The 25,220-nt window shown below is 38.8% G+C and carries 17 protein-coding genes and 1 pseudogene; 11 read left to right on the top strand and 7 right to left on the bottom strand.

The genetic code is table 11. The features are described from left to right. Positions 1 to 45 precede the first annotated feature (45 nt). Positions 46 to 4,809 carry an AVAST type 4 anti-phage nuclease Avs4 gene (gene avs4, locus PSF28_RS19565; protein WP_272685510.1) on the top strand — a complete coding sequence of 1,588 codons (4,764 nt, stop codon included), beginning with the start codon at positions 46 to 48 and terminating at the stop codon, positions 4,807 to 4,809. Positions 4,810 to 5,346: 537 nt separating this feature from the next. On the opposite strand, the gene PSF28_RS19560 is transcribed toward avs4, so the two are convergent. The 3 genes from PSF28_RS19560 to PSF28_RS19550 all read right to left on the bottom strand — a co-directional run bounded on the left by PSF28_RS19560 (position 5,347) and on the right by PSF28_RS19550 (position 8,572). Next, a complete protein-coding gene (locus PSF28_RS19560; RefSeq protein WP_272685509.1) occupies positions 5,347 to 6,168 on the bottom strand; it encodes an abortive infection system antitoxin AbiGi family protein in 822 nt (273 codons plus the stop codon). 584 nt (positions 6,169 to 6,752) lie between these two features. Next, positions 6,753 to 7,160, bottom strand: coding sequence for a helix-turn-helix domain-containing protein (locus PSF28_RS19555; protein ID WP_117163030.1), 408 nt, complete (start codon positions 7,158 to 7,160; stop codon positions 6,753 to 6,755). Positions 7,161 to 7,399: 239 nt separating this feature from the next. After that, positions 7,400 to 8,572, bottom strand: a complete 1,173-nt coding sequence (locus PSF28_RS19550; RefSeq protein ID WP_210835814.1) for an MFS transporter — start codon at positions 8,570 to 8,572, stop codon at positions 7,400 to 7,402. Between the two features lie 333 nt (positions 8,573 to 8,905). Here PSF28_RS19550 and ivbL point away from each other — a divergent pair, with 333 nt between their 5' ends. The 4 genes from ivbL to PSF28_RS19530 all read left to right on the top strand — a co-directional run bounded on the left by ivbL (position 8,906) and on the right by PSF28_RS19530 (position 11,939). Beyond that, positions 8,906 to 8,995 carry an ilvB operon leader peptide IvbL gene (gene ivbL, locus PSF28_RS19545; protein ID WP_109912586.1) on the top strand — a complete coding sequence of 30 codons (90 nt, stop codon included), beginning with the start codon at positions 8,906 to 8,908 and terminating at the stop codon, positions 8,993 to 8,995. 102 nt (positions 8,996 to 9,097) lie between these two features. Continuing rightward, positions 9,098 to 10,795: an acetolactate synthase large subunit gene (gene ilvB / locus PSF28_RS19540; RefSeq protein WP_210835831.1), complete on the top strand. Its 1,698-nt coding sequence runs from the start codon at positions 9,098 to 9,100 to the stop codon at positions 10,793 to 10,795. A 2-nt stretch (positions 10,796 to 10,797) separates the two neighbouring features. Beyond that, the gene (gene ilvN / locus PSF28_RS19535) at positions 10,798 to 11,082 is read left to right on the top strand and encodes an acetolactate synthase small subunit (protein WP_070927583.1); all 285 of its coding nucleotides are present in this window, start codon (positions 10,798 to 10,800) and stop codon (positions 11,080 to 11,082) included. 194 nt (positions 11,083 to 11,276) lie between these two features. Then, on the top strand, positions 11,277 to 11,939 hold the full coding sequence (locus PSF28_RS19530; protein ID WP_272685508.1) for a hypothetical protein: 663 nt from the start codon (positions 11,277 to 11,279) through the stop codon (positions 11,937 to 11,939). Here the strand turns inward: PSF28_RS19530 and PSF28_RS19525 are convergent. Then, positions 11,936 to 12,494, bottom strand: a pseudogene (locus tag PSF28_RS19525) (helix-turn-helix domain-containing protein). The gene PSF28_RS19530 and the pseudogene PSF28_RS19525 overlap by 4 nt on opposite strands. Before the next feature lie 211 nt (positions 12,495 to 12,705). Here PSF28_RS19525 and PSF28_RS19520 point away from each other — a divergent pair. Together PSF28_RS19520 and PSF28_RS19515 are read left to right on the top strand one after the other, a co-directional pair. Beyond that, complete coding sequence (locus tag PSF28_RS19520) at positions 12,706 to 13,458, top strand: sulfite exporter TauE/SafE family protein (RefSeq protein WP_210835810.1); 753 nt, start codon at positions 12,706 to 12,708, stop codon at positions 13,456 to 13,458. A gap of 94 nt (positions 13,459 to 13,552) precedes the next feature. After that, a complete protein-coding gene (locus PSF28_RS19515) occupies positions 13,553 to 14,836 on the top strand; it encodes an MFS transporter (RefSeq protein ID WP_140172661.1) in 1,284 nt (427 codons plus the stop codon). A gap of 47 nt (positions 14,837 to 14,883) precedes the next feature. Here PSF28_RS19515 and PSF28_RS19510 read toward each other — a convergent pair whose 3' ends face one another. Beyond that, complete coding sequence (locus PSF28_RS19510; RefSeq protein WP_272685507.1) at positions 14,884 to 16,572, bottom strand: hypothetical protein; 1,689 nt, start codon at positions 16,570 to 16,572, stop codon at positions 14,884 to 14,886. Positions 16,573 to 17,186: 614 nt separating this feature from the next. Here PSF28_RS19510 and PSF28_RS19505 point away from each other — a divergent pair. The 3 genes from PSF28_RS19505 (at position 17,187) to PSF28_RS19495 (ending at position 21,403) form a co-directional block, all read left to right on the top strand. Then, positions 17,187 to 18,533, top strand: coding sequence for an NCS2 family permease (locus tag PSF28_RS19505; protein ID WP_004914933.1), 1,347 nt, complete (start codon positions 17,187 to 17,189; stop codon positions 18,531 to 18,533). Positions 18,534 to 18,796: 263 nt separating this feature from the next. Beyond that, entirely contained in the window at positions 18,797 to 20,446 is a 1,650-nt protein-coding gene (locus PSF28_RS19500; RefSeq protein WP_272685506.1) for a Na+/H+ antiporter, read from the top strand. Between the two features lie 57 nt (positions 20,447 to 20,503). Further along, on the top strand, positions 20,504 to 21,403 hold the full coding sequence (locus PSF28_RS19495) for a carboxylate/amino acid/amine transporter (protein ID WP_117163035.1): 900 nt from the start codon (positions 20,504 to 20,506) through the stop codon (positions 21,401 to 21,403). Here PSF28_RS19495 and metR read toward each other — a convergent pair. After that, positions 21,288 to 22,244 (bottom strand): HTH-type transcriptional regulator MetR, encoded by a 957-nt coding sequence (gene metR / locus PSF28_RS19490; RefSeq protein ID WP_210835804.1) that lies wholly within the window; start codon positions 22,242 to 22,244, stop codon positions 21,288 to 21,290. The genes PSF28_RS19495 and metR overlap by 116 nt on opposite strands. 108 nt (positions 22,245 to 22,352) lie before the next feature. On the opposite strand from metR, the gene metE reads away from it, so the two are divergent. Next, on the top strand, positions 22,353 to 24,626 hold the full coding sequence (metE, locus tag PSF28_RS19485; protein WP_272685505.1) for a 5-methyltetrahydropteroyltriglutamate--homocysteine S-methyltransferase: 2,274 nt from the start codon (positions 22,353 to 22,355) through the stop codon (positions 24,624 to 24,626). A 56-nt stretch (positions 24,627 to 24,682) separates the two neighbouring features. Here metE and PSF28_RS19480 read toward each other — a convergent pair whose 3' ends face one another. Continuing rightward, positions 24,683 to 25,072: a YidB family protein gene (locus PSF28_RS19480; protein WP_004914918.1), complete on the bottom strand. Its 390-nt coding sequence runs from the start codon at positions 25,070 to 25,072 to the stop codon at positions 24,683 to 24,685. Positions 25,073 to 25,220: the final 148 nt, after the last annotated feature.

Genomic DNA, 25,220 nt, shown 5'->3' with positions numbered 1-25,220 from the left:
CTCTGTGTAGGGGCAGTTATTTACAAAAAATAGGGGAATAATTAAATGGTCAAACCAAACTGGGATAACTTTAAAGCTAAATTTAATGAGAATCCTCAAGATAATTTTGAGTGGTTTTGCTACTTATTGTTCTGTCAAGAATTCAAAATACCCGCAGGTATATTTAGATATAAGAATCAATCTGGTATCGAAACTAATCCAATAACCAAAGATAATGAACTTATCGGTTGGCAATCTAAATTCTATGACACAAAATTGTCGGATAACAAAGCTGATCTTATAGAAATGATTGGGAAAAGCAAAAAGGCTTATCCAGGATTAAGTAAAATCATTTTCTATACTAATCAAGAGTGGGGGCAGGGGAGAAAGTCTCATGAGCCTGAAGACGATAAGAACGCTGATAATTATTTTGAAACTGTCGGAAATAGTAACGATCCCAAAATAAAAATTGAAGTTGATCAGAAAGCATATGAGTCGGGTATCGAAATAGTATGGAGAGTTGCTAGTTTTTTTGAATCACCGTTTGTAATAGTTGAGAATGAAAAGATTGCAAAACATTTCTTCTCCCTTAATGAAAGCATCTTTGATTTATTAGAAGAAAAGCGCAAGCACACAGAAAATGTTTTATATGAAATTCAAACCAATATAGAGTTCAAAGACAGAAGTATTGAAATTGACAGACGACATTGCATTGAACTTCTACATGAGAATCTAGTTCAGAAAAAAATTGTCATCGTCAGCGGAGAAGGTGGGGTTGGAAAAACAGCAGTTATCAAAAAAATTTATGAAGCTGAAAAACAATGCACTCCTTTCTATGTCTTTAAGGCTAGTGAGTTTAAAAAGGACAGCATTAATGAGCTATTCGGTGCGCATGGCTTAGCCGATTTCTCTAATGCTCATCAAGACGAATTACGTAAAGTCATAGTCGTAGATTCTGCTGAAAAGCTTTTAGAATTGACCAATATCGATCCTTTTAAAGAATTCCTGACTGTTTTAATAAAGGATAAATGGCAGGTTATTTTCACAACCCGTAACAACTACTTGGCAGATCTGAACTATGCTTTCATAGATATTTATAAGATAACTCCTGGAAACTTAGTAATAAAGAACCTTGAACGCGACGAGCTAATAGAGTTATCTGATAATAATGGATTTAGCCTTCCTCAAGATGTTCGATTATTAGAACTAATCAAAAATCCATTTTATCTAAGTGAATATCTGAGGTTCTATACCGGTGAAAGCATCGATTATGCGAGCTTCAAAGAAAAGCTTTGGAATAAGATTGTCGTCAAAAATAAACCTTCTCGGGAGCAGTGTTTCTTAGCGACTGCTTTTCAGCGGGCTAGTGAGGGCCAATTTTTTGTCTCTCCGGCATGTGATACTGGAATTTTAGATGCGTTAGTTAAAGACGGAATTGTCGGCTATGAAGCTGCTGGTTACTTCATTACACATGATATATATGAGGAATGGGCATTAGAAAAGAAAATTTCCGTCGATTATATCCGTAAAGCGAACAATAACGAGTTCTTCGAAAAGATAGGAGAATCACTTCCTGTTCGCCGTAGTTTTCGGAATTGGATATCTGAACGATTGCTTTTAGATGACCAGTCCATAAAGCCTTTTATCGCAGAAATAGTCTGTGGAGAAGGAATATCAAAATTTTGGAAAGACGAGTTATGGGTAGCTGTCCTTCTTTCCGACAATTCAGGCATATTTTTTAATTACTTTAAACGATATTTACTTAGTAGTGACCAGAATCTTTTAAAAAGACTTACTTTCTTATTGAGGCTTGCTTGCAAGGACGTTGATTACGATCTGCTTAAACAGTTAGGTGTAAGTAATTCAGATCTACTTTCCATTAAATATGTTCTTACTAAGCCTAAGGGAACTGGTTGGCAGAGTGCGATCCAATTTATCCATGAAAATTTAGATGAAATTGGGTTCAGAAATATTAATTTTATACTTCCGGTGATTCAAGAGTGGAATCAAAGAAACAAAGTGGGTGAAACGACTCGATTATCTAGTTTGATAGCCCTAAAATATTATCAATGGACTATAGATGAGGATGTCTATTTATCCGGAAGGGATAATGAGAAAAATATTCTGCATACGATTCTTCATGGGGCGGCCATGATTAAACCTGAAATGGAAGAGGTTTTAGTTAAGGTTCTAAAAAATAGGTGGAACGAGCACGGTACCCCATATTTCGATCTTATGACCTTAATCCTTACTGACTTAGATTCACATCCGGTTTGGGTATCTCTCCCGGAATATGTTCTACAATTGGCAGATCTGTTCTGGTATCGGCCACTTAAAGAAAAAGGCGAACGTTATCACCATATGGATATTGAAGATGAGTTCGGTCTATTTAGGTCTCATCATGACTATTATCCAGAAAGTCCATATCAGACTCCTATATATTGGTTGCTACAATCACAGTTCAAAAAAACAATAGACTTTATTCTTGATTTTACGAACAAGACAACGATATGTTTTGCCCACTCCCGCTTTGCTAAAAACGAAATTGAAGAAGTCGATGTCTTTATTGAAGAAGGAAAGTTTATAAAGCAATATATATGCAATCGTCTGTGGTGCTCATATCGAGGAACACAGGTCTCTACCTACTTACTTTCATCAATTCATATGGCATTGGAAAAAATTTTTCTTGAGAATTTTAAAAATGCAGACTCGAAAGTGTTGGAAAGTTGGCTTCTCTTTTTGTTGAGAAATACCAAGTCAGCTTCTATCTCCGCAGTAGTTACTAGTATTGTACTTGCATTCCCTGAGAAGACATTCAATGTAGCTAAAGTACTATTCCAAACAAAGGATTTCTTCCATTTTGATATGAATCGAATGGTTCTAGACAGAACACATAAAAGTTCATTAATCTCCCTCAGGGATGGCTTTGGCGGTGCAGATTACAGAAACTCTTTGCACGAAGAAGATAGAATTAAAGCTTGCGATGATGTGCATAGAAATACTTATCTTGAAAATCTTGCCTTGCATTATCAAATTTTCAGAAGTGAAAATGTAACGGAGAAAGATGCCATAGAAAGGCAACAAGTGCTATGGGATATTTTCGACAAATACTATAATCAGCTTCCAGATGAAGCTCAAGAAACTGAAGCCGATAAGACGTGGAGGCTCTGCTTGGCAAGAATGGATCGGCGAAAGATGAATATAACTACTAAGGAGAAAGATGAAGGGATTGAGATATCATTCAATCCTGAGATTGACCCTAAACTAAAGCAATATAGTGAGGAAGCAATAAAGAAAAATTCCGAGCATATGAAGTATATGACGCTGAAGCTATGGGCAAGCTATAAAAGAGAAAAGGATGAACGTTATAAGAATTATGGAATGTATGAGGAAAATCCGCAAATTGCGATACAAGAGACCAAAGAAATAATAAACAAGCTTAATGAGGAGGAGGATGAAGATTTCCGACTATTAAACAGTAATATACCAGCAGACGTTTGTTCTATATTACTATTAGAGAATTTTAATCAGCTGAATAATGAAGAGAGAGAATACTGTAAAGATATTGTTCTAGCGTATTCTAAACTTCCGTTGAAGGAAGGCTATAATTATCAGGTGCTAGATGGAACAACCTCGGCAATTTCAGCCTTACCTGTGATTTATCATAATTATCCAATCGAAAGGGAGACTATAAAAACAATATTACTTTTGACACTGTTTAATGACCACTCTATTGGAATGGCAAGTGGGCGCTACTCAGTATTTCCTAGTATGGTGATTCATAAATTATGGCTAGACTATTTTGATGATATGCAGTCTCTATTGTTTGGTTTTTTGATTTTAAAGCCAAAATATGTAATCTTTTCAAGAAAAATCATTCATGAAAGTTATCGTCAAGCAGACTATGACATTAAAAAAATAAAAATTAATAAGGTGTTTTTAAATAACTATAAGCATTGCATATCAAATGTCATCGATAATAAAATATCTATAGATGATTTGGGAAGTATCGATAAAGTTGATCTGCATATTTTGAACACGGCTTTCCAATTAATTCCAGTTGATACTGTCAATATTGAACATAAGCAATTGGTTTCCTTAATTGTTAAAAGATTTTCTACAAGCCTATTGTCAAGTGTTCGAGAAGATAGAGTTGATTACGCTCTTCGGCAGTCTTTCTTGGAAAGATTTGCCTACTTTACGCTTCATGCGCCCGTGAGCGATATTCCTGATTATATAAAACCTTTTCTTGAAGGTTTCAACGGTTCAGAGCCTATTTCAGAGTTATTTAAAAAATTTATTCTCGTCGAAGATAGATTAAATACTTACACAAAATTTTGGAAGGTTTGGGATTTGTTTTTTGATAAAGTGGTTACTTTGTGCAAGGATGGAGATAGGTATTGGTATGTAGATAAAATTATAAAAAGTTACCTTTTTGCTGAATCTCCATGGAAAGAAAATTCAAATGGTTGGCACACATTTAAAGATAACAATAGTCAATTCTTTTGCGATGTATCTAGGACTATGGGTCATTGCCCTTCAACTGTATATTCTCTTGCCAAATCATTGAATAACATTGCCAGTTGCTATCTTAATCAAGGTATAACCTGGCTTTCAGGAATATTGTCGGTTAATAAAAAGTTATGGGAAAATAAATTGGAAAATGATACTGTCTATTATTTGGAATGTTTGGTTAGGCGGTATATCAACACTGAGCGTGAGAGAATTAGACGAACCAAACAGTTGAAAGAAGAGGTCTTAGTAATATTAGATTTTTTGGTAGAGAAAGGATCGGTTGTTGGTTATATGTCACGGGAAAATATTCTGTGATGTAGTTGAAAATAATAATTTTAATGAGAGCTTTTCCAATTTAGGCTCCAAGGATTGGAGCCTTTTATTATCGAAAAGATTAATATTTTATAAGTCAATCAGTAAAACGCAGCAAAGCTCGTTGCTCTTGAATGTTCACTCCGTGATGAATTCTTTGATTACCACAAAAATAACAAGAACAAGCACAAGGGGTGCAGTAAATTTTCCCTACAACTTTTTCAGTTTTAGCCAACACAATTCGATATGTTTTTCTCTTAGATTTTAACCGAGATATATGATGACGACGCCATGCCCGATTTCTAACCATTTCCATTCACTCCAATTTTCTACCGCGGTGTTATACCGCGCCCGTATCAATTTTTGGAGTTCGATATCGACCTGACCTTTCATGAATACCTCGGTATTTATCAATAAAGTGAGTGCTATATCATAGCTTATGGGATGAAAGTTTGCTAATTGGCACTTTTCAGCTTTAGGTAAAGTTGTCCTCAAGAAAGCTAATTTCTTGTTTATTAATGAAATTTCTATGTAGAAGTGTTAAAAATCTTGTTTTACCTTATCCATCGTTAAAACTTTACTTATTATATAAGGATCATAATTTCTTATACTCATAAGGCAAGTTATCAATTTGGAAATGTTGCTATCATCAGGAACAAGTATATATTTAATGTCATCGAAAGAAAAACTAATACCAAATTCAGAGAACTTTTTACTTAAGACGGCCTTCTGGTTAGGTTCCACCACTCGCTCTAAATTTAGGCTAGGCCATAAATCGCCAACAAATGGATGCGGTACATATCTCCATTCTTTTTCGTCAGCGTAGATATAATTCTCAATGGGTTTTTCGTTCGTCCTTTCTAATTTTCCTTTATAATTTTTCATATAACGTAATAAATTATAAAGGTCAGCGTACTCTTCTTTAAGGCTTTCAAAATACTTACGCTCTTTATTATCAAGGATATGCCTTTTCGACCATAGAGGAATTAACGCATCCTTTAGTTTTCTAATTCTTTTATTATACTTTGAAAATAATTCACTGCCTTGATTCATGTATAGAACAGGATGGAGATCATTTTTCTCAGCCCATTCTTTTGTTAACCCAAATCCAAATTCACCATATTTTCCACTATGATCTTTAATCTGAGACAGCTTGATGTCACAGAATGAAACCATTGGTACTGCGAAATTTCTTCTTCCTTTTACTCCGACTATGCGTTCACGGGCAAGGAAAGGTTTAAAATAGAGTTCTGTTAAAATGCTATAGAATGCCTCTTCATTTTTAGTAAAGTGAAACAACGTTGTTGGATGTAAACTATTAACTGCTTGTATAACTGTTTCTTGGTTTTCTATAGCACTCATATATTAACTGTTCCATAGTGTAAAACCTGACTTAGCAAAGGTTATCATAGTTGTCTTTGTACTGTAAGCACACTTGGTTTAGTTCCTCGCACTTTTTGAGATTTCCGGTTTTTTGATCTCTTCCCAATATCTATGCCAGATTGAATCAAAGGTCCGAGCTGGGTCACCAAAAAAAGTAAAATTATGCACTTTGATAGTTTATATTTTAACTAAATTCTTAACAGTTCAATCATTCCCTATCTCTTAGCTTCTGATAAAAAAGGTTTTTTTTACGATTTATAAGTATCAGGTTATCTGAACCGTTCTAATCAGTAAGACTTAGAATGTATAAATAAAATAAAGGCTTCCTTGTGAAGCCTTTATTTTTTAATAAATATAAATAATCTATATCTAGAAAATATTGTTTTTTATTGGAATGATAAAACAAATAAAGAACTGAAACATTAAGAGTTTATTAATTTTAAATTAAGAATTTCTTAAATAAATAAAAAATAGAAAAAGCCCCAGTAATTAACTTACATGGGGCTTTGTATTGGTAGTGTTATTAAAAAAGGAAATATAAATTTTATTTTCATATTAGCGTATCAAGCTACTTTAGGTTCCAGTAGTAATGGGTCATTTTGGCTTTCACCGGACAGGCGGTAGATTGACGGTGACGTACCTAAATAAGCTCTAAATCGCTTTGCAAAAGATTGCTGGGAGTCAAATTGGTATTTTAATGCAATATCAATAACTTGAAGTTCAGTGGAGCATAGGTCTTTAGCAGCTTCACAGATCCTCCTTCGGCGAATATATTCACCTAAAGGCATACCAACAACTTTTCTAAATACTCTTTGTAAATGCCATTTTGTATATCCTGATTTTAGTGCAATATCATCAAGTAATAGACGACTGGTTAAATTCATTTCAATCCAAACTAATATTTCATTAACAACTGTAGATTGAAATTCTGTGTATTTCCCATTATAGGGAACAGGGATTTCTTTATACATAATATCTTCCTATTAGTTACTTTTTAATCTTATCCCTCATTCAGTCAATAGCCAATAAATAAATAGTAAACGAAATTGAATTCAGTTTGTTAATTGGCAAAACAGACAAAATACCGATTTTTAATTAGTTTATAGCCAGTAGAGTTTATCTTAAGGAGATATATTCATCATATCGATTAACAATAGATGAAACTATTACGCTCTCTGAATATAAAACCATCGTACAGTGATATAACTTTTCATTGGTGTTTGGGGATATATTTTTTTAGCTTCCAAAAACTAATTAAAATTGTAGTTGAAATGATTACAGATAGAACATTCATCGTCTGCCAACCGAGAGTGAAGAAAAGAACGCCTGCCCCTAAACTGCCTATTCCACCGAAAAAATAGATAAGAAAATCAGTCATGCCTTGTACTTTAGCTCGCTCATGCATTTCATATGTATGGGGTAGTAGGTTGGTGGTACTGATTAAAAGCAAATTCCAAGCAACACCCACAAATATACCCGCCAACAAATAATTGTAAAAATGGTTACCTAGCAGGTTCATCGTTGCTGATAAAATTAACAGTACGATACCGCAGAAAATAATGCGTTTTGCCCCTAAATGATGAATTAATGTTCCAGTGAAAAATGACGGTGCAAACATACCTAATACATGGAATTGAAATACAATCGCAATAGAGGAAAAGGCGAAGTCATGTTGTTTCATAGATAACGGTATCGAGGCAAAAGTAAAAACCACAATGGCATACCCAGCTGCACTGACAATAGCGATTAATTTTAAAATAGGTTGTGAATACAATGCACTGTAGTTGCGTTTGACTAACGCTTCATCCGATGGCGTTTTCACTATTTTCTTTAAAGGCACAACGAGTAATAGAATAAATGCGATCACATAAATGGCAGCTAACGTGATGAACGGCCCTGCAAACGGGTATTCTGTAAAAAAGCGTTGGGTGGTAATGGCTAATGTTGGTCCGATTAAGGCCGCAGCAATACCTCCGCTCATAACAAGGCCAATAGCTTTTGCTCGTAAAGAAATTGGTGCTTCTTCAATTGCGGCAAAACGGAATTGTTGTGCAGTACCAATAGCAATCCCAGTGAAAAACAACCCGATGGAAAAATACACTAAATGACTTTCTATCACACCAAGAATAGAGAAGCCTGCACCGATTAGCCCACCGATATTACCAATAATAAAGCCCACTCTTCTCGAATATTTTTGCATTAAAAATGCGATCGGAATAGTTGCTAAGATTAAGCCAACGTACTGGCTTACCAGTGGAATAGTTGCATAAGTTGGGTTGGTAGCCAGTTTTTCGCCAATAACTACTGCTACAGAAAGGACAATCGCATTTCCTGTGATAAATAATGCAAGTGTGATGGTTAACCACCAAACGGATTTTGGCATATATCCCTCTGTCTATTAAGTAAAAATCAATTGGTTATATTTCTTACATTGAGGGAATAATCCCTCTGAATGGTGCAAAGGATACAACTTAAAGTTGACTTTAAGTCAAGGTCTGAGATGGTATTTTAAGTAGTGATTAATGCTATATTTTTTTATTTTAATAGATAATATTGCTGTTATTTCAATGTGTGATGAGTGTCTCAATTACTATCCCTTTGGGATAAAACAAGAAAAAATGATTGTCATGCTGGGAAATTTATGTTTTCTTAATAAAAGACACTGAAAAACAATAATCAATAAATTAGACAGACTAAATAGGAAGAACCCGTGAACATGACGACTAATCACTTAAACCTACTACTAACCGCGCCACGTGCCGCGGTGGTCGTGCGTGTGGTGGTGGTCGTGGGCTTAGCGCCGTAACGGGTACAAATCACGCAGATTTAGAAACCCCGCCGGCGCAAACCGAGCGGGGTTTTTTATCACCTCTCGCTCGGATCCGCAGGCTAGCAAAGGATAATTATGATGAGCGAATCGGGCACCACAACACCACATAAAACCCGCTTTACGGGTGCAGAATTAATCGTACATTTACTGGAAAAACATGGTATTACCATCGTTTCTGGCATTCCAGGTGGAGCGGCTTTACCCTTTTATGACGCATTAGGTCAAAGCCAGAAAATCCGCCACATACTGGCTCGCCATGAGCAAGGTGCCGGTTTTATTGCTCAGGGAATTGCACGTACCACGGGGAAGGCCGCGGTTTGTATCTCTTCAAGTGGACCTGGGGCAACTAACTTAGTAACTGCTATTGCTGATGCAAAACTGGATTCTATCCCGCTGGTTTGTATTACGGCTCAAGTTTCTTCGTCAATGATTGGTACAGATGCCTTTCAAGAGGTTGATACCTATGGTATTTCGATTCCAGTAACAAAACATAATTATTTGGTTCGTAATATCAATGAATTGCCACAAGTGATTTGTGATGCTTTTCGTATTGCAGAGTCAGGCCGCCCTGGGCCTGTTTGGATTGATATTCCAAAAGATGTGCAAACTGCCACAATTGAACTAACTGAAATACCAGAAGTATTACCGAAAGATAAAGCACCCGCATTTGATATGGAAAAAGTTCTGCAAGCGGCTGAAATGATTAATAACGCAAAACGCCCTGTGCTGTATTTTGGTGGTGGGGTAATTAGTTCTGATTCGACAGAAACAGCGATCGCTTTTGCGGAAAAGGCTTCATTACCGACAACCATGACATTAATGGCACTTGGCACTATTCCGATGAGGCATCCGTTATATTTAGGGATGCTAGGTATGCATGCTGCCGCAAGTACTAATATGATCATGGAAGAATCGGATCTATTGATTGTGATTGGTGCACGGTTTGATGATAGGGCAATAGGTAAAGCAGAGAAATTTTGTCCTAACGCGAAAATCATCCATGTGGATATTGATAAAGCAGAAATCAGCAAAATTAAGCGTCCAGATATCGCTATTCATGCAGATGCAGGGCAAATATTGGAATTATTATTGCCTTTAGTAGAACGCAATGCGCGCACAGATTGGATGGCGCAAGTGAATCAATTAAAAGAGCAATATCCATTGAATTTTAGCGAGGCTGATAACCCGCTGAACCATTATGGCTTAGTTCTGTCTACGGCACGTGCGGCAGGTGAAGATGCAATTGTAACAACGGATGTTGGGCAGCACCAAATGTGGGCGGCTCAAGCATACCCTCTGTCTCGACCTCGTCAATGGCTGACATCAGGCGGGTTAGGTACCATGGGCTTTGGGCTACCAGCGGCCATTGGTGCAGCGTTGGCAAAACCCGAAAAAACCATTGTGTGTTTTTCCGGTGATGGCAGTTTGATGATGAATATTCAAGAGCTGGCAACGGCAGCGGAGCACCAATTGAATATCAAAATTATTTTAATGAATAACCAAGCGTTAGGGATGGTACATCAACAACAAGATTTATTTTTTGAAAACCGCATATTTGCTGCAGCTTATCCGTATCAAACCGATTTTATCAAGATTGCGGCAGGGTTTGGCTTGCAAACTTGCGATTTAAATAATGAAGCAGATCCAGAAATGGCATTAGAAGCGATAATGAATACCAAAGGTCCATGTTTGATCCATGCCTTGATTGATGTGAATCAGAAGGTATATCCAATGGTTCCACCAGGTGCAGCTAACATTGATATGATTGGAGCGTAATTATGGTATTTGAACATCATCCGATTGCTTTAGAGCTAATTGTTCGTAATCACCCCGGTGTAATGTCACATATTTGTGGTTTATTTGCGCGCAGAGCATTTAATGTTGATGGCATTCTATGTATGCCAATTAAAGATAAAGATGAAAGCCGTATATGGCTATTAGTACAAAAAGATGAGCGTTTGTCGCAAATGATTAACCAAGTTGAAAAATTAGAAGATGTTCGGGAAGTACGCTTTAGTGATGATTTGCGTCTTTTCGAAACAATGCAAAATTATTTGCAGTAATTCTGAGGCAAATTTTATGACCTAATAGCCCATACATAACAGTATGGGCTATTTTCTTTTATGTTTAATCATAGCGATAATTGGAGTTTCTTAAAACGAACAGAAATGATATGAGTTCAGTTGCTGAATAATGATTTTTTGAATACATTACAGCTTTGTATTTGGTAAATTGAATAATAAACAGGTATAAATTTATGCAAAACAACATCTATTTGTCGGACACTTATCTGTGTGAAATTGAAACGGACTTACTGGCGCAAGGGAATGATGATGAAGGTTATTGGGTGGCTCTAAAAGACAATATTTTCCACCCACAAGGTGGTGGGCAGCCCATGGATACAGCTTGGGTGAATGATATTTCTGTTCGTATTAAGAAACAATCGAGTGGCTTAATTGTAGGATACCTATCTGAAGGCGTTACTTTTAGCCAAGAAAATAATGTGGTTGCAAGGGTAGATAAGGAAAAACGTCAGCGTTACGCCGCGCTACATACCGCAGGTCATTTGCTGAATTGGGAATTACGTCGCTTTGGCTGGCTGGCACAAAAAGGCCATCATTTTCCTGATGAATCTCGAGTAGAATTTAGCATGATGGAAGGTGATGTCACTCCTTTTGATAAACTTGATAGCCAATATATCGAAGATATTGTTAACCAAAGCATTCGCAGTGGACGGCCCGTTACAATAAAGCAAAAGGGTGATTTGCGGATCAGTTACATCGACCAAACTGAAGAAATGCCTTGTGGTGGAACGCATGTTTCTTCGCTAGATAATATTCAGCATTTTTCAATTAAGTCGATGAAATTTAAAAAGGGAACGTTGCGCATTAGTTATGATGCACAACATGCCATAATTTAAACACTATCACTAAGATGAGAGTATGTCATGACGACGGTGGCTTGGAGCTCCCCTTCCATGCATAGATAACTGTGTGGGAAATCACCACTGAAAGCATAGAAATCCCCCGCCTCCAAGAGGATATTTTGGTCGTTATGCAACCGCAACATGAGTGAGCCAGAATTCACCATAATGTGTTCGTGAGTTCCACTCATATGGGCGGGGCTATTAATGATAGCGCCTCGTTTCATGGTTAATTGCCAGATATTCAGAAATATTTCCCATGCTAATGCGAAACTTAAACTGTTGTGAATACTCTTTTTCACTAGGAGTGGCTTTAAGCAAGTAGGGATAAGCTTCATGTTGCCGTGTAAACAGATCGCTTAGTGGGAAGCGTAGAGCAATGGCGATCGACTCTAATGTGTCGATGCGTGGATTTGAATCACCAGATTCCAGTTTGGATAAAGCGGCTTTCGAGATTCCTGATAAACGAGATAGTTCGTTAAGCGAGAGATCCCTTGCTTGCCTAAGTAACCGAATTTTCTGCCCTATTTTTAAATTAATTTTTTTATCCACAATGTGTTTTTACCTGAATTTTAATTTATTGTGCTAGTTCTGTATCACTCAGAGAAGTAAATTATACACTCTTAGTTGTATATTGTATTTAAAGCGGCTATTTTGTTTTTTGATATAGATTTGAAATTTAAAATCCTACAAAAATAAAACTATTTTATGTATTTGAAAAAATCTATAGTGAGGACGTTAAAAAACTTCTGGAGTTAAGGTCATGCCGTTTGAATTGTTATCACCAGAAATGGCGATTTGTTTCTCGACATTGCTGTTTGCTTATTTGGTTTTTGGCATGGCGGGGTTTGGTTCTGCTCTTATTGCAACTCCTGTATTAGCCATGTATTTGCCGTTAAACATGATTGTTCCAATTCTTGCGCTAATAGATCTAACCGCGGCAGTTTTAAATTTACTTAAAGATGGTAAAAATGCAGATTATCAGGAAATTAAATGGATAATTCCATTAATGATAGCTGGTAGTTTAGTGGGTGCTGCGATTTTATTAAAAACTCGTCCCGATATACTCGTATTATTACTTGGGTTATTTGTTGTTGGTTATGTATTACATGCTTTCTTTTCTAAAAAATCAAAATCACCTTTTTCAAAAGCGTTGGTTATCCCATTTAGTTTAGTGGGTGGTGTTTTTAGTGCTTTATTTGGTAGTGGTGGTTTTATCTATGCCATGTATTTATCTAGCCGAATTGAAGACAAACAACGTTTTCGTATCACTCAAATGACGTTAATTGGCTTTAGCACGCTGACTCGAGTAGTGATATTTTTAGTTATGGGTGTGTATCTCAACCTAGATATTTTATTGATTGCTTTAGCATTTTCCCCTGCCATGTTAATTGGTACATGGGCTGGTCGGCATATAACATTAAAAATTTCACGTGAAAGTTTTTTAAAAGTTATTAATGTCATAATTTTATTATCAGGTATTGTGCTGCTTTATCGATATTTTTTCGTTCTTTAAGTATTTAGAATATTAAAAATAGTTTTATAAAGATAAATAGCAGAATATATGAGTCGTGTTACAATCACCACAAACATTATTAGTTTTACTAGTAATGATGCGGTTTTTTATTTTTCATAATAATCTATTTTATGGAGTTAAAATCTGTTTTTTTGCTAAAAAGAAACGGGTTAATTTCAACATGAGCTCTGATAATCAGCGTTTACAAAATTTTCGTCGTTCCCCATCTTTTGCTATTTTTACCATCACCATGAGTATTGCTGTCATTGGTATCGTTATTGGGCTAAGTATTCCAATGGTGGCTCTTAGACTAAATAATTATGGTTTCAATGAGTTGTATATAGGCATTATTTCGGCGGCTCCTGCATTAGGTATGTTTTTAATTGCCCCTGTAGTTCAACGTATTGTGCGTTGGTCAGGTAAGCGAAAGGCAATGCTATTGGCAACCCTCGTTTCTGCCATTAGCTTATTGCCATTATTGAGCACGTTACCACTTTGGCTATTATTTCCATTACGGTTAGTTACGGGGCTAGCGAGTGGCGTGATGATTTGTTTGGGAGAAACGTGGATTAATGAATTATCCCCTGAAAATAAGCGGGGTCGGATCTTAGCAATCTATACCACCGTCTTCACAGTAAGTCAGCTACTTGGGCCTTCATTCATTGCTTATTATGGTGTGGAAGATAAATCGCCTTTATTGATTTGTACGTTGATCCATTTAATCTCTGTAGTGCTATTTATTTTAATGGATCAAAAAGTCGGTGACCGTTTAGCTGAAAATGCCGCGAAATCTAATTTTTCAATTATTCAATTTGTAAAAATTGCACCGGGTATTTGTGGTGGAATTTTATTTTTTGCTTTTTTTGACGGAACCATTTTATCGATGTTCCCAATTTATGGCATGGGAATGGGGCATACAGAGGCGGTTGCTGCATTAATGATTAGCGCCATCCTTGCTGGCGATGCCATTATGCAGTTACCTTTTGGTTGGCTTGCCGACCATATGAATAGAGAAAAACTGTACCGAATTTGCGGCATTATCACACTCGCAGCTAGCTTATTATTACCCTTCCTTATTACTCAACCTTATCTAATTTGGGTGCTGCTATTTATCTTAGGGGCGACGGCAGGGGCAATTTATACGATTGCTTTGGTACAAATCGGCCAATATTTCAAAGGGAATGAATTGATCATCGCTAATGCAGCGGCGGCCATGCTATGGGGAATTGGTAATTTATCAGGACCATTACTGGCGGGAGTGGCGACTTCAATCTCACCAGTGGGCTTACCGGTGCTATTGGTTCTGTCTGTGGCAGTATTTTTATGGTTCACACGAGAAAAATATAGCGCTCAAATGGTTGAACAAGTCAGCCCATAAAGTGCATTTGTGGTGCTCTACTTCAGTTAGCAAGCACCATAAATAGATTACTCAATAACTTTATACACAACAAGGTTTTCTCGGAATTCATCTGGCCGATGATTGTGCCAGAATAATTCCATGCCTTGCGGTGCAGGTTGGATTGTTTTCGAGAGTACAATTAACCAGCGGCATTGTTCAGGTTTTTCAAAGCGGTCTTGGCGTTGGTGTAATACGCCAGTGTAATAGTAGAGCATTGGTGCTTCAGACTCGCCAATATTATCAGAAGCCATGCAATCGTTTTTTGTAAATTGGCCTGCTAAATGCTGGTTTAAATCGACAAAAACCCCTTCGAAACCTTTTGCGTAGTCTATCCATCCCAAAAACAAGGTTAAAATTATCCCCCAAACGGCACATAAGCCTAATAACCAATTTTTCATCATGTGAAAAGCCGGTGAAATAAAGTTTGGAATAATTTTATTGCGTAAAAACCACACTAATGTAATCAACAGACCACTGATAAATGCAATGGAAGAAAAGGGCATCTGGTAGCTCATGGGAAGCCAGCGGCTAAATGGCGCTAGCCATTCTTGTTGATGACCAGCCAAGGTGATGAAATAGCAGAGCCATAAAAACAGAATGAGTACAGACCATAAAACAGCCGCAAAGCGAGCGATACCATTAAGAATTTTTTCAGGGAAATTGAGTAGTGTTTGGGTTCCTAAAATGGCCATGGGTGCAATAAAAGGCAGTAAATATAGCGCGCGACCAGATGCTGAAATCTGTAAAAAAACGATACCTAATAAAGGAAATAGCGCCAACAAAAACTCGTTTGAATTAAATAAACGCTTAATAGGGTGCCTTAGAAAGTAAGCGACAGCCAGTAGACCGGAAGGAAAGGCAAATAAAGATACTGCCGCTGGAATCCGAGTTAAATTAGCTTTTGCCCCTAATTTTTCAACCGAAAAGCCAAAGAAGCGGCCGATATTGTTTTCCCAAAACCACACGAGAAATAAATCAGGATGCTGAAGATACAGTTGGATAGGCCAAGGTAAAATGGCGATAAGCGCGATTAACCCCGCCGTTAAACTGTATAGCCAAAACCGCTTAGTTCGGCATTGAGTAAGAAAAATAGGTGATAAAAATAGACAAATCCAGAGAACGCCAGGAATGAAAACGCCTTTTGACAACATGGTGACGATGGTTCCAATAGATAACCAAAGTGCAGACATACACATTTTTTGTTGTTGTATCAGCCCCAATAACCCATACAAGCCGATAGTTGTTCCTGCCATTAGTGCAACGTCGGTAAACATATCATGGCTATGCCTGATAATACCGGGAGCACAGGCATACAGTGCAAAAGCGACCCAAATCCGAGTATCAGTGAAGTCTGTGGCTTGGAAAAAGCGACGCGCCAAAAGGATAAAAAATGAAAAATTGATAACCGAAAAAATTAAGCTTGCACTACGGGCTGCATCATAAAGTGGCATAAAGCTTGAAAATAAATGAGAGGAAATCGCAGCAACCCAATAATAAAGCGGGGGTTTTTCCATAAATGGTTCACCCGCATTTGTGGGAATTAACCATTTACCAGTTTCATACATAGTTTGAATAATACCAAAACTATAATTTTCATCTTGCTTCCAAGGGCTATGACTATATATTCCCGGTAATAAATACAGAGCAAGAAAACTAATGAAAAGTAGTAAAATACTCCGCTGTAATATGATTAATGGTGCATTCTTATTTGACATTTTAATACGTTTTATGTGTTTTTTACTTGATTAAATTGAAACTATAACTGCGATTGATAATAATTGAGTTTATATACTTAAATATATATTTACTCAGCGAATGATGTTTTTTTTAATGAAAAACAATAAGAAATGGATTTTTAGCCACATTTTTAACAGACGCATATTACCACCAGTAAATAAGTTTTTAGCTATTGGTTTTGTAAGCAAATATTCTTGGATTGTATCAAAGAAATAACCTTCCTCTTTAAACAGATATTATATGGAAAGGTATTTAGCTATTTTTACGTAAAATAAATGTAACTAAAAAGAATCATTATTTGAAAATAATGTTCATTGCTTAAAAGCCTGTATATTTGGGAGTAAAAAAGAACAAACGGGTAAGAAATGCTAAAAATGCTTGATCATCCCCCCTGTTTAGAATGATAATTGCTCTCCTCACGATACGTTTTATTCTATTTTAAAAACCAAACGATTGCGTAACTGTTTTTATTGGGATTTTTTCTCAGTTAGTTTGTTTTTTCTTAAAAACGTAATCGTTTACGTCAACGTGAAAATTAGTCGTTAGCAGTATTTGAAGGTCGTCGTTTTCCATTAAACAGCAGAGGTATACCATGTCAGGCCAACAGGCTTCATCCAGTTGCAAATTGGATTCATTTTTCAAGATAACAGCGCGCGGCTCTTCAGTTCGCCGTGAAATCATTGCAGGATTAACCACATTCTTAGCGATGGTTTATTCTGTCATCGTTGTACCTGGCATGTTAGGGCAAGCAGGGTTTCCACCAACAGCGGTCTTTATTGCAACTTGCTTAGTAGCTGGCTTTGGTTCCTTATTGATGGGGTTATGGGCCAATCTACCGATGGCAATTGGTTGTGCTATCTCACTGACTGCATTTACCGCGTTTAGTTTGGTGTTAGGGCAGCAAATTAGTATTCCTGTGGCATTGGGCGCTGTCTTTTTAATGGGGTGTTTGTTCACCATCATTTCTGTTACAGGTATCCGTAGTTGGATTTTACGCAATATGCCAATGGGTATTGCACATGGCACAGGTATTGGTATCGGTTTATTTTTACTGTTAATTGCGGCTAATGGGGTGGGTTTAGTGATTAAAAACCCAAATGCAGGCCTGCCTGTTGCTCTAGGTGAATTTACTTCTTTCCCTGTATTAATGTCATTGGCTGGGTTAGCGGTCATTTTTGGTTTAGAAAAACGCCGCGTTCCGGGTGGCGTATTACTTGTTATTATTGCAATTTCAATTATTGGTTTAATTTTTGATCCTGCGGTTAAATATCAAGGCTTTTTCAAGTTGCCTTCATTGGGTGATGATGGGCTTTCATTGGTTTTCAATATGGATATCATGGGCGCATTGCAGCCAATGGTATTGCCAAGCTTACTTGCATTAGTGATGACAGCTGTTTTTGATGCAACGGGGACTATTCGCGCGGTGGCAGGACAAGCCAATTTATTGGATAAAGACGGCCAAATTATTGATGGTGGTAAAGCGTTAACCGCAGACTCAGTGAGCAGTATCTTTGCGGGGGCGATTGGCGCATCTCCTGCGGCGGTGTATATTGAATCTGCAGCGGGTACCGCTGCTGGTGGTCGTACAGGCTTAACCGCAGTAGTTGTTGGCGTACTGTTCTTACTCATTCTCTTTTTATCGCCACTTTCTTATTTGGTGCCTGCCTATGCAACAGCGCCGGCATTGATGTATGTCGGGCTTTTAATGTTAAGTAATGTCTCTAAGCTTGATTTCGATGACTTTGTAGATTCAATGTCTGGTTTATTGTGTGCGGTATTCATTGTTCTGACTTGCAATATCGTCACAGGTATCATGTTGGGCTTTGCTGCTTTGGTTATCGGTCGTATTTGTGCGGGTGAATGGCGCAAATTGAATATTGGTACTGTCATTATCGCGGTACTTTTAGTGGCGTTTTACGCTTCAGGATTGGCAATTTAAAGTATATTCTTTCAAGAGGGTGGCTAATGTTGCCACCTTTTTAACTTATTGTATTAATTAATCGTAAAGTCTCAATTTTTTCCCCGAAAATGGATGGCTAGGGATAAAATAGAGAGAAGGCGGTTAATCAAGTGGATGTGCATGATTTCCACTGGTGACTGGCTGGGTTTTAATAATCATGGTCTGGACGGTGCTATCTCTTACTATGCGGCGGCAGGCAATATTTTAGGTTCTAGTCGCTAGGTTAATTCAGTAAGGGCAACATGGAAATTTTCTTTACTATTCTTATTTTGATTTTAGCTGTCTCTGTTTCAGGGGTTGCCGCTAAAATTCTTCCTATTCGTATTCCTCTTCCTCTCATTCAAATTGCTATTGGTGCGCTATTAGCTTGGCCTCAATTCGGCCTACATGTCACCTTTGACCCAGAACTTTTTATGGTTCTGTTAATTCCACCTTTGCTGTTTGTTGATGGGTGGAAAACGCCAACACGCGAATTCTTTCAAAATGGTCGAGAAATTTTTATTTTAGTGTTGGTTCTTGTACTGGTTACAGTGATTGGGATTGGTTATTTAATTTACTGGCTGATGCCAGGTATTCCATTGATTGCAGCATTTGCTCTAGCGGCGGTGTTATCGCCAACCGACGCCGTTGCCTTATCATCCATTGTCGGAAAGGGGCGTATCCCTAAACGGATGATGAGTGTGCTAGAAGGGGAGGCATTGATGAATGATGCCTCTGGTCTGGTAGCATTAAAATTTGCAGTAGCAATTGCTATGGGGACGATGGTATTTAGTGCCTCTGGCGTCACCATTGAATTTTTCAAGGTCGCGATTGGTGGGCTACTCGCGGGTATTATCGTGACTTGGTTATACAGTAAATCATTGCGTCTAATGAGCCGTTGGAGTGGTGATGATCCTGCAACCCAAATTGTGTTTATGCTATTGCTACCATTTGCGTCATACATGATAGCGGAACATATTGGTTTTTCAGGTATTTTAGCCGCTGTTGCGGCCGGTATGACCATCACAAAATCCGGGGTTATCCGTAACGCTCCGTTAGCGATGAGACTACGTGCTGATAGCGTTTGGTCGATGCTTGAATTTGTCTTTAACGGGTTGGTTTTCATCATGTTAGGGCTTCAATTGCCCGGTATTTGGGAAACGTCTGTTATCCAAGCCGATCTCGACCCAAGCGTAGAAACCTGGATGCTATTCGCGGCAGTAGCCATCATCTATTTTGCTCTACTGCTATTGCGTTTCTGTTGGCTATGGCTGATGAAAAGGTTTAGCCGTTTATTCTTAAAGAAAAAGCCACTGCAATTTGCTAACTATACCGTACGTGAGCTTTGGCTAGCCTCTTTTGCAGGGGTACGCGGGGCGATTACCTTAGCGGGTGTGCTTTCTATTCCGTTATTTTTAACCGATGGCTCACCATTCCCAGCGCGTTACCAGCTAGTATTTATTGCCGCAGGGGTTATCTTATTTTCCATTTTTGCAGGTGTGGTTGCTTTACCGCTTCTGCTGCGTAATTTTACCGTGGGAGACAAAGAAGTCGATGCCAATGAAATTCGAATGGCAAAAGCCGCAATGGCAGAAGTGGCGATTGTCAGTTTAAATAAGATGCAGGAACGTTTATCTGCAGACGTTGATGAAAAACTCGATTCAGAAGATATCAGTGAAGTCGCTTCCCGTGTGACAGGTTATCTAAGACGACGCACGGCAGGGCAAGATGAAATTGATCATAATTTGCTGATTGAAGACCTTGAACGACGTTTCCGTTTGACGGCATTACGTGCGGAGCGTGGTGAGCTTTATCACTTACGTGCAACTAAGAAAATCAGTAATGAAACGCTACAAACGTTGTTGGTTGATCTGGATTTATTAGAAGCCGTCTTGATCGAAAAAGAGCATTAAAACCAAAAAGCGAGTATTCTAGCCGACATTGTTAAGTTTGGGGCGAAATACAGCATTATGTGGTTACTTGTTATCACGACGCTGCTTTGGGCAGCGTCGTTTAGTCTTATCGGCGAATACCTTGCGGGCCAAGTAGATAGTTGGTTTTCAGTACTTGTACGGGTGGCACTAGCTTCGCTCGTTTTTTTACCTTTCCTACGTTGGCGCCAGTTTAGCGCTAAAGTGATTGCACTCTATATGCTAGTGGGCGCTTGCCAACTTGGCATCATGTACTTATTTGTATTCCATGCTTATCAATACCTTACTGTTGCCGAATTTTTGCTTTTTACAGTATTAACACCACTATATGTCACGTTAATTTATGATTTACTAGAACGGCAAAAGCTGCGTAAAGGCTATTTGTTTAGCTCTCTATTGGCGGTCATTGGCGCGGCAATTATTCGCTATGACCACTTGAGCGAATCTTTTTGGTTAGGTTTGCTTTTTGTGCAGCTAGCAAATATCTTTTTTGCGATTGGGCAGGTGGGGTATAAACGTTTGATGGAGGTGCATCCGATCCCTCAACATCAGGCTTTCTCATGGTTTTACCTTGGTGCAACGTTAATTGCATTACTTGGGTGGTTGCTATTTGGTAATAAATCGATGATGCCGACAACAACTCTCCAGTGGGGGGTCTTACTCTGGTTGGGGATTGCAGCTTCAGGCATTGGCTACTTTATGTGGAACTATGGCGCAACCAAAGTGGATGCTGGAACCCTTGCTATTATGAATAACATGATGGTCCCAGCGGGGTTATTAGTTAATTTTGCTATCTGGCAACAACATCCGGATTGGCTGAGTTTTACCATAGGATCGAGCCTAATAGTTGCTTCTCTTTGGGTGCATAAGCGTTGGATCCTTTCGCGGCCTTCACATAAGACAAGTTCTCCACAGCGTGATCCGTCGTCGTCTCAGTAAACGCCTCAATAGCTGGCTGGTGCTGCTCTCCTTCACGGCAAGCTGCATACAGCCGGCTCCATAAACCGCTACCCAAGGTTTTGGTTTTAATCAACCCTTGCTTTTCAAATGAATCAACCGCCCAGTGAGGCAGTGCGGCAATACCCATTTTAGCTGCGACCATTTGGATTAAAATTAATGTGTTATCAACATTTTTTACGTTAGGTGACACGCCTGCAGGTTGCAAAAAATGGCGCCAAACATCGAAGCGATCCCGTTGTACTGGGTAGATAAGCAACGTTTCATCCGCCAAATCATGGGGCTCAATATGTGGTCTTTTGGCTAACGGATGGTCATTCGCCACAATCAATTTTACTTCATAATCAAACATTGGCGTATAGTGGATGCCTTGATCTGGCAAAATGTCAGAGGTCATCACGATATCCAATTCCCTTGAAAGTAACTCAGGCTGTGGGTCGAACGTCACCCCAGATTTGAAATCGACGCTAACTTGAGGCCAAGTTTGCCTGAATTGCTGTAATGCAGGGGTCAACCACTGAATGCAGCTATGGCATTCAATAGCGATGCGTAACGCACAAACCCCAGGCTCATTACATACTCGAATGGCATCTTTCACTAATGGCAGGACTTGTTGTGCTAATTGTAATAAGACTTCCCCTTGTGGCGTAAAGCGCAATGGTTGGCTTTTACGAACAAATAACCGGAAACCTAGCCGATGCTCTAAATCACTAAATTGGTGTGATAAAGCAGACTGTGTCTGGTGCAAGTGTGTTGCTGTTGCCGCTAATGAACCGTATTGGCTGAGCGCTTGCAATGTTTTTAGATGTTTTAATTCGATCATGAGAAACCTTCACGGTGACAATGAATAATTTGCGCTTGTGCTTTATACAGTACCTGTTGATTATGGATGTGTAAACATCTAGACGGCTAAATATTTTAAGGGGTCAATATGTCTGTTATAAATCATGCACTTGGATTTCCACGTGTCGGTCTAAAAAGAGAGCTCAAACGTGCACAAGAAGATTATTGGGCAGGTAAAATTGATCAGACCACACTATTAGAAACCGGTTATCAGTTACGTGTGCGCCATTGGCAGCAACAAAAAAATGCGGGCGTTGAGCTATTACCCGTTGGTGATTTCGCTTGGTATGACCAAGTGCTGACAACCAGTTTGCTATTGGGCAATGTGCCGCCACGCCATCAAAATGAAAATGGTTCGATTGATTTAGATACCTTATTTCGTGTTGCTCGCGGTCGCGCACCAAAGGGCAAACCTGCTCCAGCAGGCGAGATGACGAAGTGGTTTAATACTAACTACCACTACATCGTGCCTGAATTTCAAAAAGGGCAACAATTTTCCCTGTCTTGGACACAACTGTTTGATGAAGTCGATGAGGCATTAGCATTAGGCCATAATGTAAAACCGGTTATCATTGGTCCTATTACTTACCTTTGGTTAGGTAAAGTGAAAGGTGAACCGTTTGATCGCTTATCATTATTGAATGAATTATTGCCTGTATATCAGGAGATCCTGTCGCGTTTGGCAGAAAAAGGCCTTGAGTGGGTGCAAATTGATGAGCCTGCATTAGTGTTAGATTTACCAGAGCAATGGCAGCAAGCTTATCAGCAGGCTTACCAAGCGCTGTCAGGCCAAATCAAATTACTGCTAACCACCTATTTCGATGGCATTAGTCATCATGTAGACTTGATTAAGCAACTCCCTGTGCAAGGTCTACATGTCGATGTGGTTGCAGGCGCTGATGATATTGAAAAATTACACCAAATACTGCCAGCAGACTGGGTATTATCACTAGGAATTATTAATGGTCGTAACGTATGGAAGGCTGACTTAGGGGAAAAATTCTTACAGGTGAAGCCGCTCTTAGGCCAGCGTGATATATGGGTAGGAACGTCATGTTCATTACTGCACAGCCCAATTGACTTAAATGATGAGACACGTTTAGATGCTGAAGTGAAAAGCTGGTTTGCTTTCGCTATCCAAAAATGTGAAGAACTTGCTCTGTTAACAAAAGCGTTAAATCAGCCAACAGACAGCCATATTGCTGAATTAGATACATACAGCGCACCTATTCGAGCGCGTAGAACATCAGCCCGTGTGAATAATGCTTCAGTGGCTCAGCGTTTGGCGGCAATCAGCGAAGGGGATACAGAACGTTATAGCCACTATCCACAGCGAGCAGCACGCCAACGTCAACGCTTTAACTTACCATTATGGCCGACAACCACGATTGGCTCATTTCCTCAAACAAGTGAAATCAGAACATTACGTTTAGACTTCAAAAAAGGGAATGTGGATAAAACCTACTATCGCACCAATATTAGTGAGCATATTAAGCAAGCCATTAAAGAACAAGAAATTTTAGATATCGATGTTCTTGTACATGGTGAAGCCGAACGTAATGACATGGTGGAATACTTCGGTGAGCACTTTGATGGTTATGTATTTACCCAAAATGGTTGGGTGCAAAGTTATGGTTCACGTTGTGTAAAACCGCCGGTGATTATTGGTGATATTAGTCGCCCAGAAGCGATTACAGTAGAGTGGGCAAAATATGCTCAGTCTTTAACGGAAAAACCGGTCAAAGGGATGTTAACCGGCCCAGTCACTATTCTGTGTTGGTCATTCCCACGTGAAGATGTGAGCCGTGAAACGATTGCGAAACAAATTGCGCTAGCCTTGCGTGATGAAGTCGACGACTTACAAAAAGCGGGTATCGGTATTATTCAAATCGATGAGCCTGCACTGCGTGAAGGGTTACCATTGCGTCGAGACGAGTGGGCGGCTTACCTTAAATGGGCCGTTGATGCTTTCAAACTCAGTGCTGCGATTGCGGATGACGACACGCAAATTCACACCCATATGTGCTATTGCGAATTCAATGACATCATGGATTCCATTGCTGCATTGGATGCCGACGTGATCACGATTGAAACATCACGTTCAGATATGGATTTGTTAGATGCATTCGAAGATTTTGATTATCCAAATGAAATTGGTCCAGGAGTGTACGATATTCACTCACCAAATGTACCTAATGTGGAATGGATTGTTGCGCTATTAAGAAAGGCGGCGAAGCGTGTTCCGGTTGAGCGCTTATGGGTTAACCCTGATTGCGGCTTGAAAACACGAGGCTGGCCAGAAACTCGCCAAGCATTAGCCAACATGGTTGAGGCAGCGAAACAGCTTAGAAATGAGCAGTAAAATGGCGACTAGTTAGTGTGTCAAAAAGGCAGGGAAACCTGCCTTTTTAGAAAATATTAACCAAATAATTTGGATTTCAGTAAATTCATACCGATAGAAGCAAGATCGAGGTTTTCTGGAACTTCACCATTTGGTGTGGCACTGTCAACTAACTGAGGAAGATATTTAGCAATCATTTCTGAGGTTGCTTGAGGTTCTAAGCCTACCTGTTGAGCCAATTCTTGGATATTCGCATTTCCAAAAACTTGCATTAATTGGCTGGCATCGATAGGTAAATTATTCCCTTCACTGATCCACGAGGCAATAACACCACCTAAGCCTTGTTCATTAAATTTTTCGATAACACCTTGAAGGCCACCTTGATTCTCAACCCAGTTTATTACTGATTGAAACTGTTGCATTTTATCGCCTGCAACCATACCCATCATTTGCTCAAACAACCCCATGTTATCTCCTAGGCAATCCGCCAATTTATGCTCTCATTCATAGTATGGAGCATTATTCAAAAAATTGTAGTCGGCTATTTTCAGCAATTTAAGTTTTAGGTCAATAGAAATGATGCATTGAATATAGCCCAGTAGAAAAACCACGGTT

The organism is Providencia sp. PROV130, from assembly GCF_028482225.1.
GTDB classification, from domain to species: Bacteria; Pseudomonadota; Gammaproteobacteria; order Enterobacterales; family Enterobacteriaceae; genus Providencia; species Providencia rettgeri.
Note: the sequence above shows the minus strand (reverse complement) of the source record. Positions and strands in the feature narration are given on the sequence as shown.

Coding starts and splice junctions, on each gene's coding strand:
- PSF28_RS19555 (WP_117163030.1), bottom strand. CDS start 7,160: ATGTATAAAGAAATCCCTGTTCCCTATAATGGGAAATACACAGAATTT.
- ivbL (WP_109912586.1), top strand. CDS start 8,906: ATGACGACTAATCACTTAAACCTACTACTAACCGCGCCACGTGCCGCG.
- metE (WP_272685505.1), top strand. CDS start 22,353: ATGTCTGTTATAAATCATGCACTTGGATTTCCACGTGTCGGTCTAAAA.
- ilvB (WP_210835831.1), top strand. CDS start 9,098: ATGAGCGAATCGGGCACCACAACACCACATAAAACCCGCTTTACGGGT.
- PSF28_RS19550 (WP_210835814.1), bottom strand. CDS start 8,572: ATGCCAAAATCCGTTTGGTGGTTAACCATCACACTTGCATTATTTATC.
- avs4 (WP_272685510.1), top strand. CDS start 46: ATGGTCAAACCAAACTGGGATAACTTTAAAGCTAAATTTAATGAGAAT.
- ilvN (WP_070927583.1), top strand. CDS start 10,798: ATGGTATTTGAACATCATCCGATTGCTTTAGAGCTAATTGTTCGTAAT.
- PSF28_RS19515 (WP_140172661.1), top strand. CDS start 13,553: ATGATGCGGTTTTTTATTTTTCATAATAATCTATTTTATGGAGTTAAA.
- PSF28_RS19530 (WP_272685508.1), top strand. CDS start 11,277: ATGCAAAACAACATCTATTTGTCGGACACTTATCTGTGTGAAATTGAA.
- PSF28_RS19505 (WP_004914933.1), top strand. CDS start 17,187: ATGTCAGGCCAACAGGCTTCATCCAGTTGCAAATTGGATTCATTTTTC.
- PSF28_RS19500 (WP_272685506.1), top strand. CDS start 18,797: ATGGAAATTTTCTTTACTATTCTTATTTTGATTTTAGCTGTCTCTGTT.
- PSF28_RS19480 (WP_004914918.1), bottom strand. CDS start 25,072: ATGGGGTTGTTTGAGCAAATGATGGGTATGGTTGCAGGCGATAAAATG.
- PSF28_RS19510 (WP_272685507.1), bottom strand. CDS start 16,572: ATGTCAAATAAGAATGCACCATTAATCATATTACAGCGGAGTATTTTA.
- PSF28_RS19520 (WP_210835810.1), top strand. CDS start 12,706: ATGCCGTTTGAATTGTTATCACCAGAAATGGCGATTTGTTTCTCGACA.
- metR (WP_210835804.1), bottom strand. CDS start 22,244: ATGATCGAATTAAAACATCTAAAAACATTGCAAGCGCTCAGCCAATAC.
- PSF28_RS19495 (WP_117163035.1), top strand. CDS start 20,504: ATGTGGTTACTTGTTATCACGACGCTGCTTTGGGCAGCGTCGTTTAGT.
- PSF28_RS19560 (WP_272685509.1), bottom strand. CDS start 6,168: ATGAGTGCTATAGAAAACCAAGAAACAGTTATACAAGCAGTTAATAGT.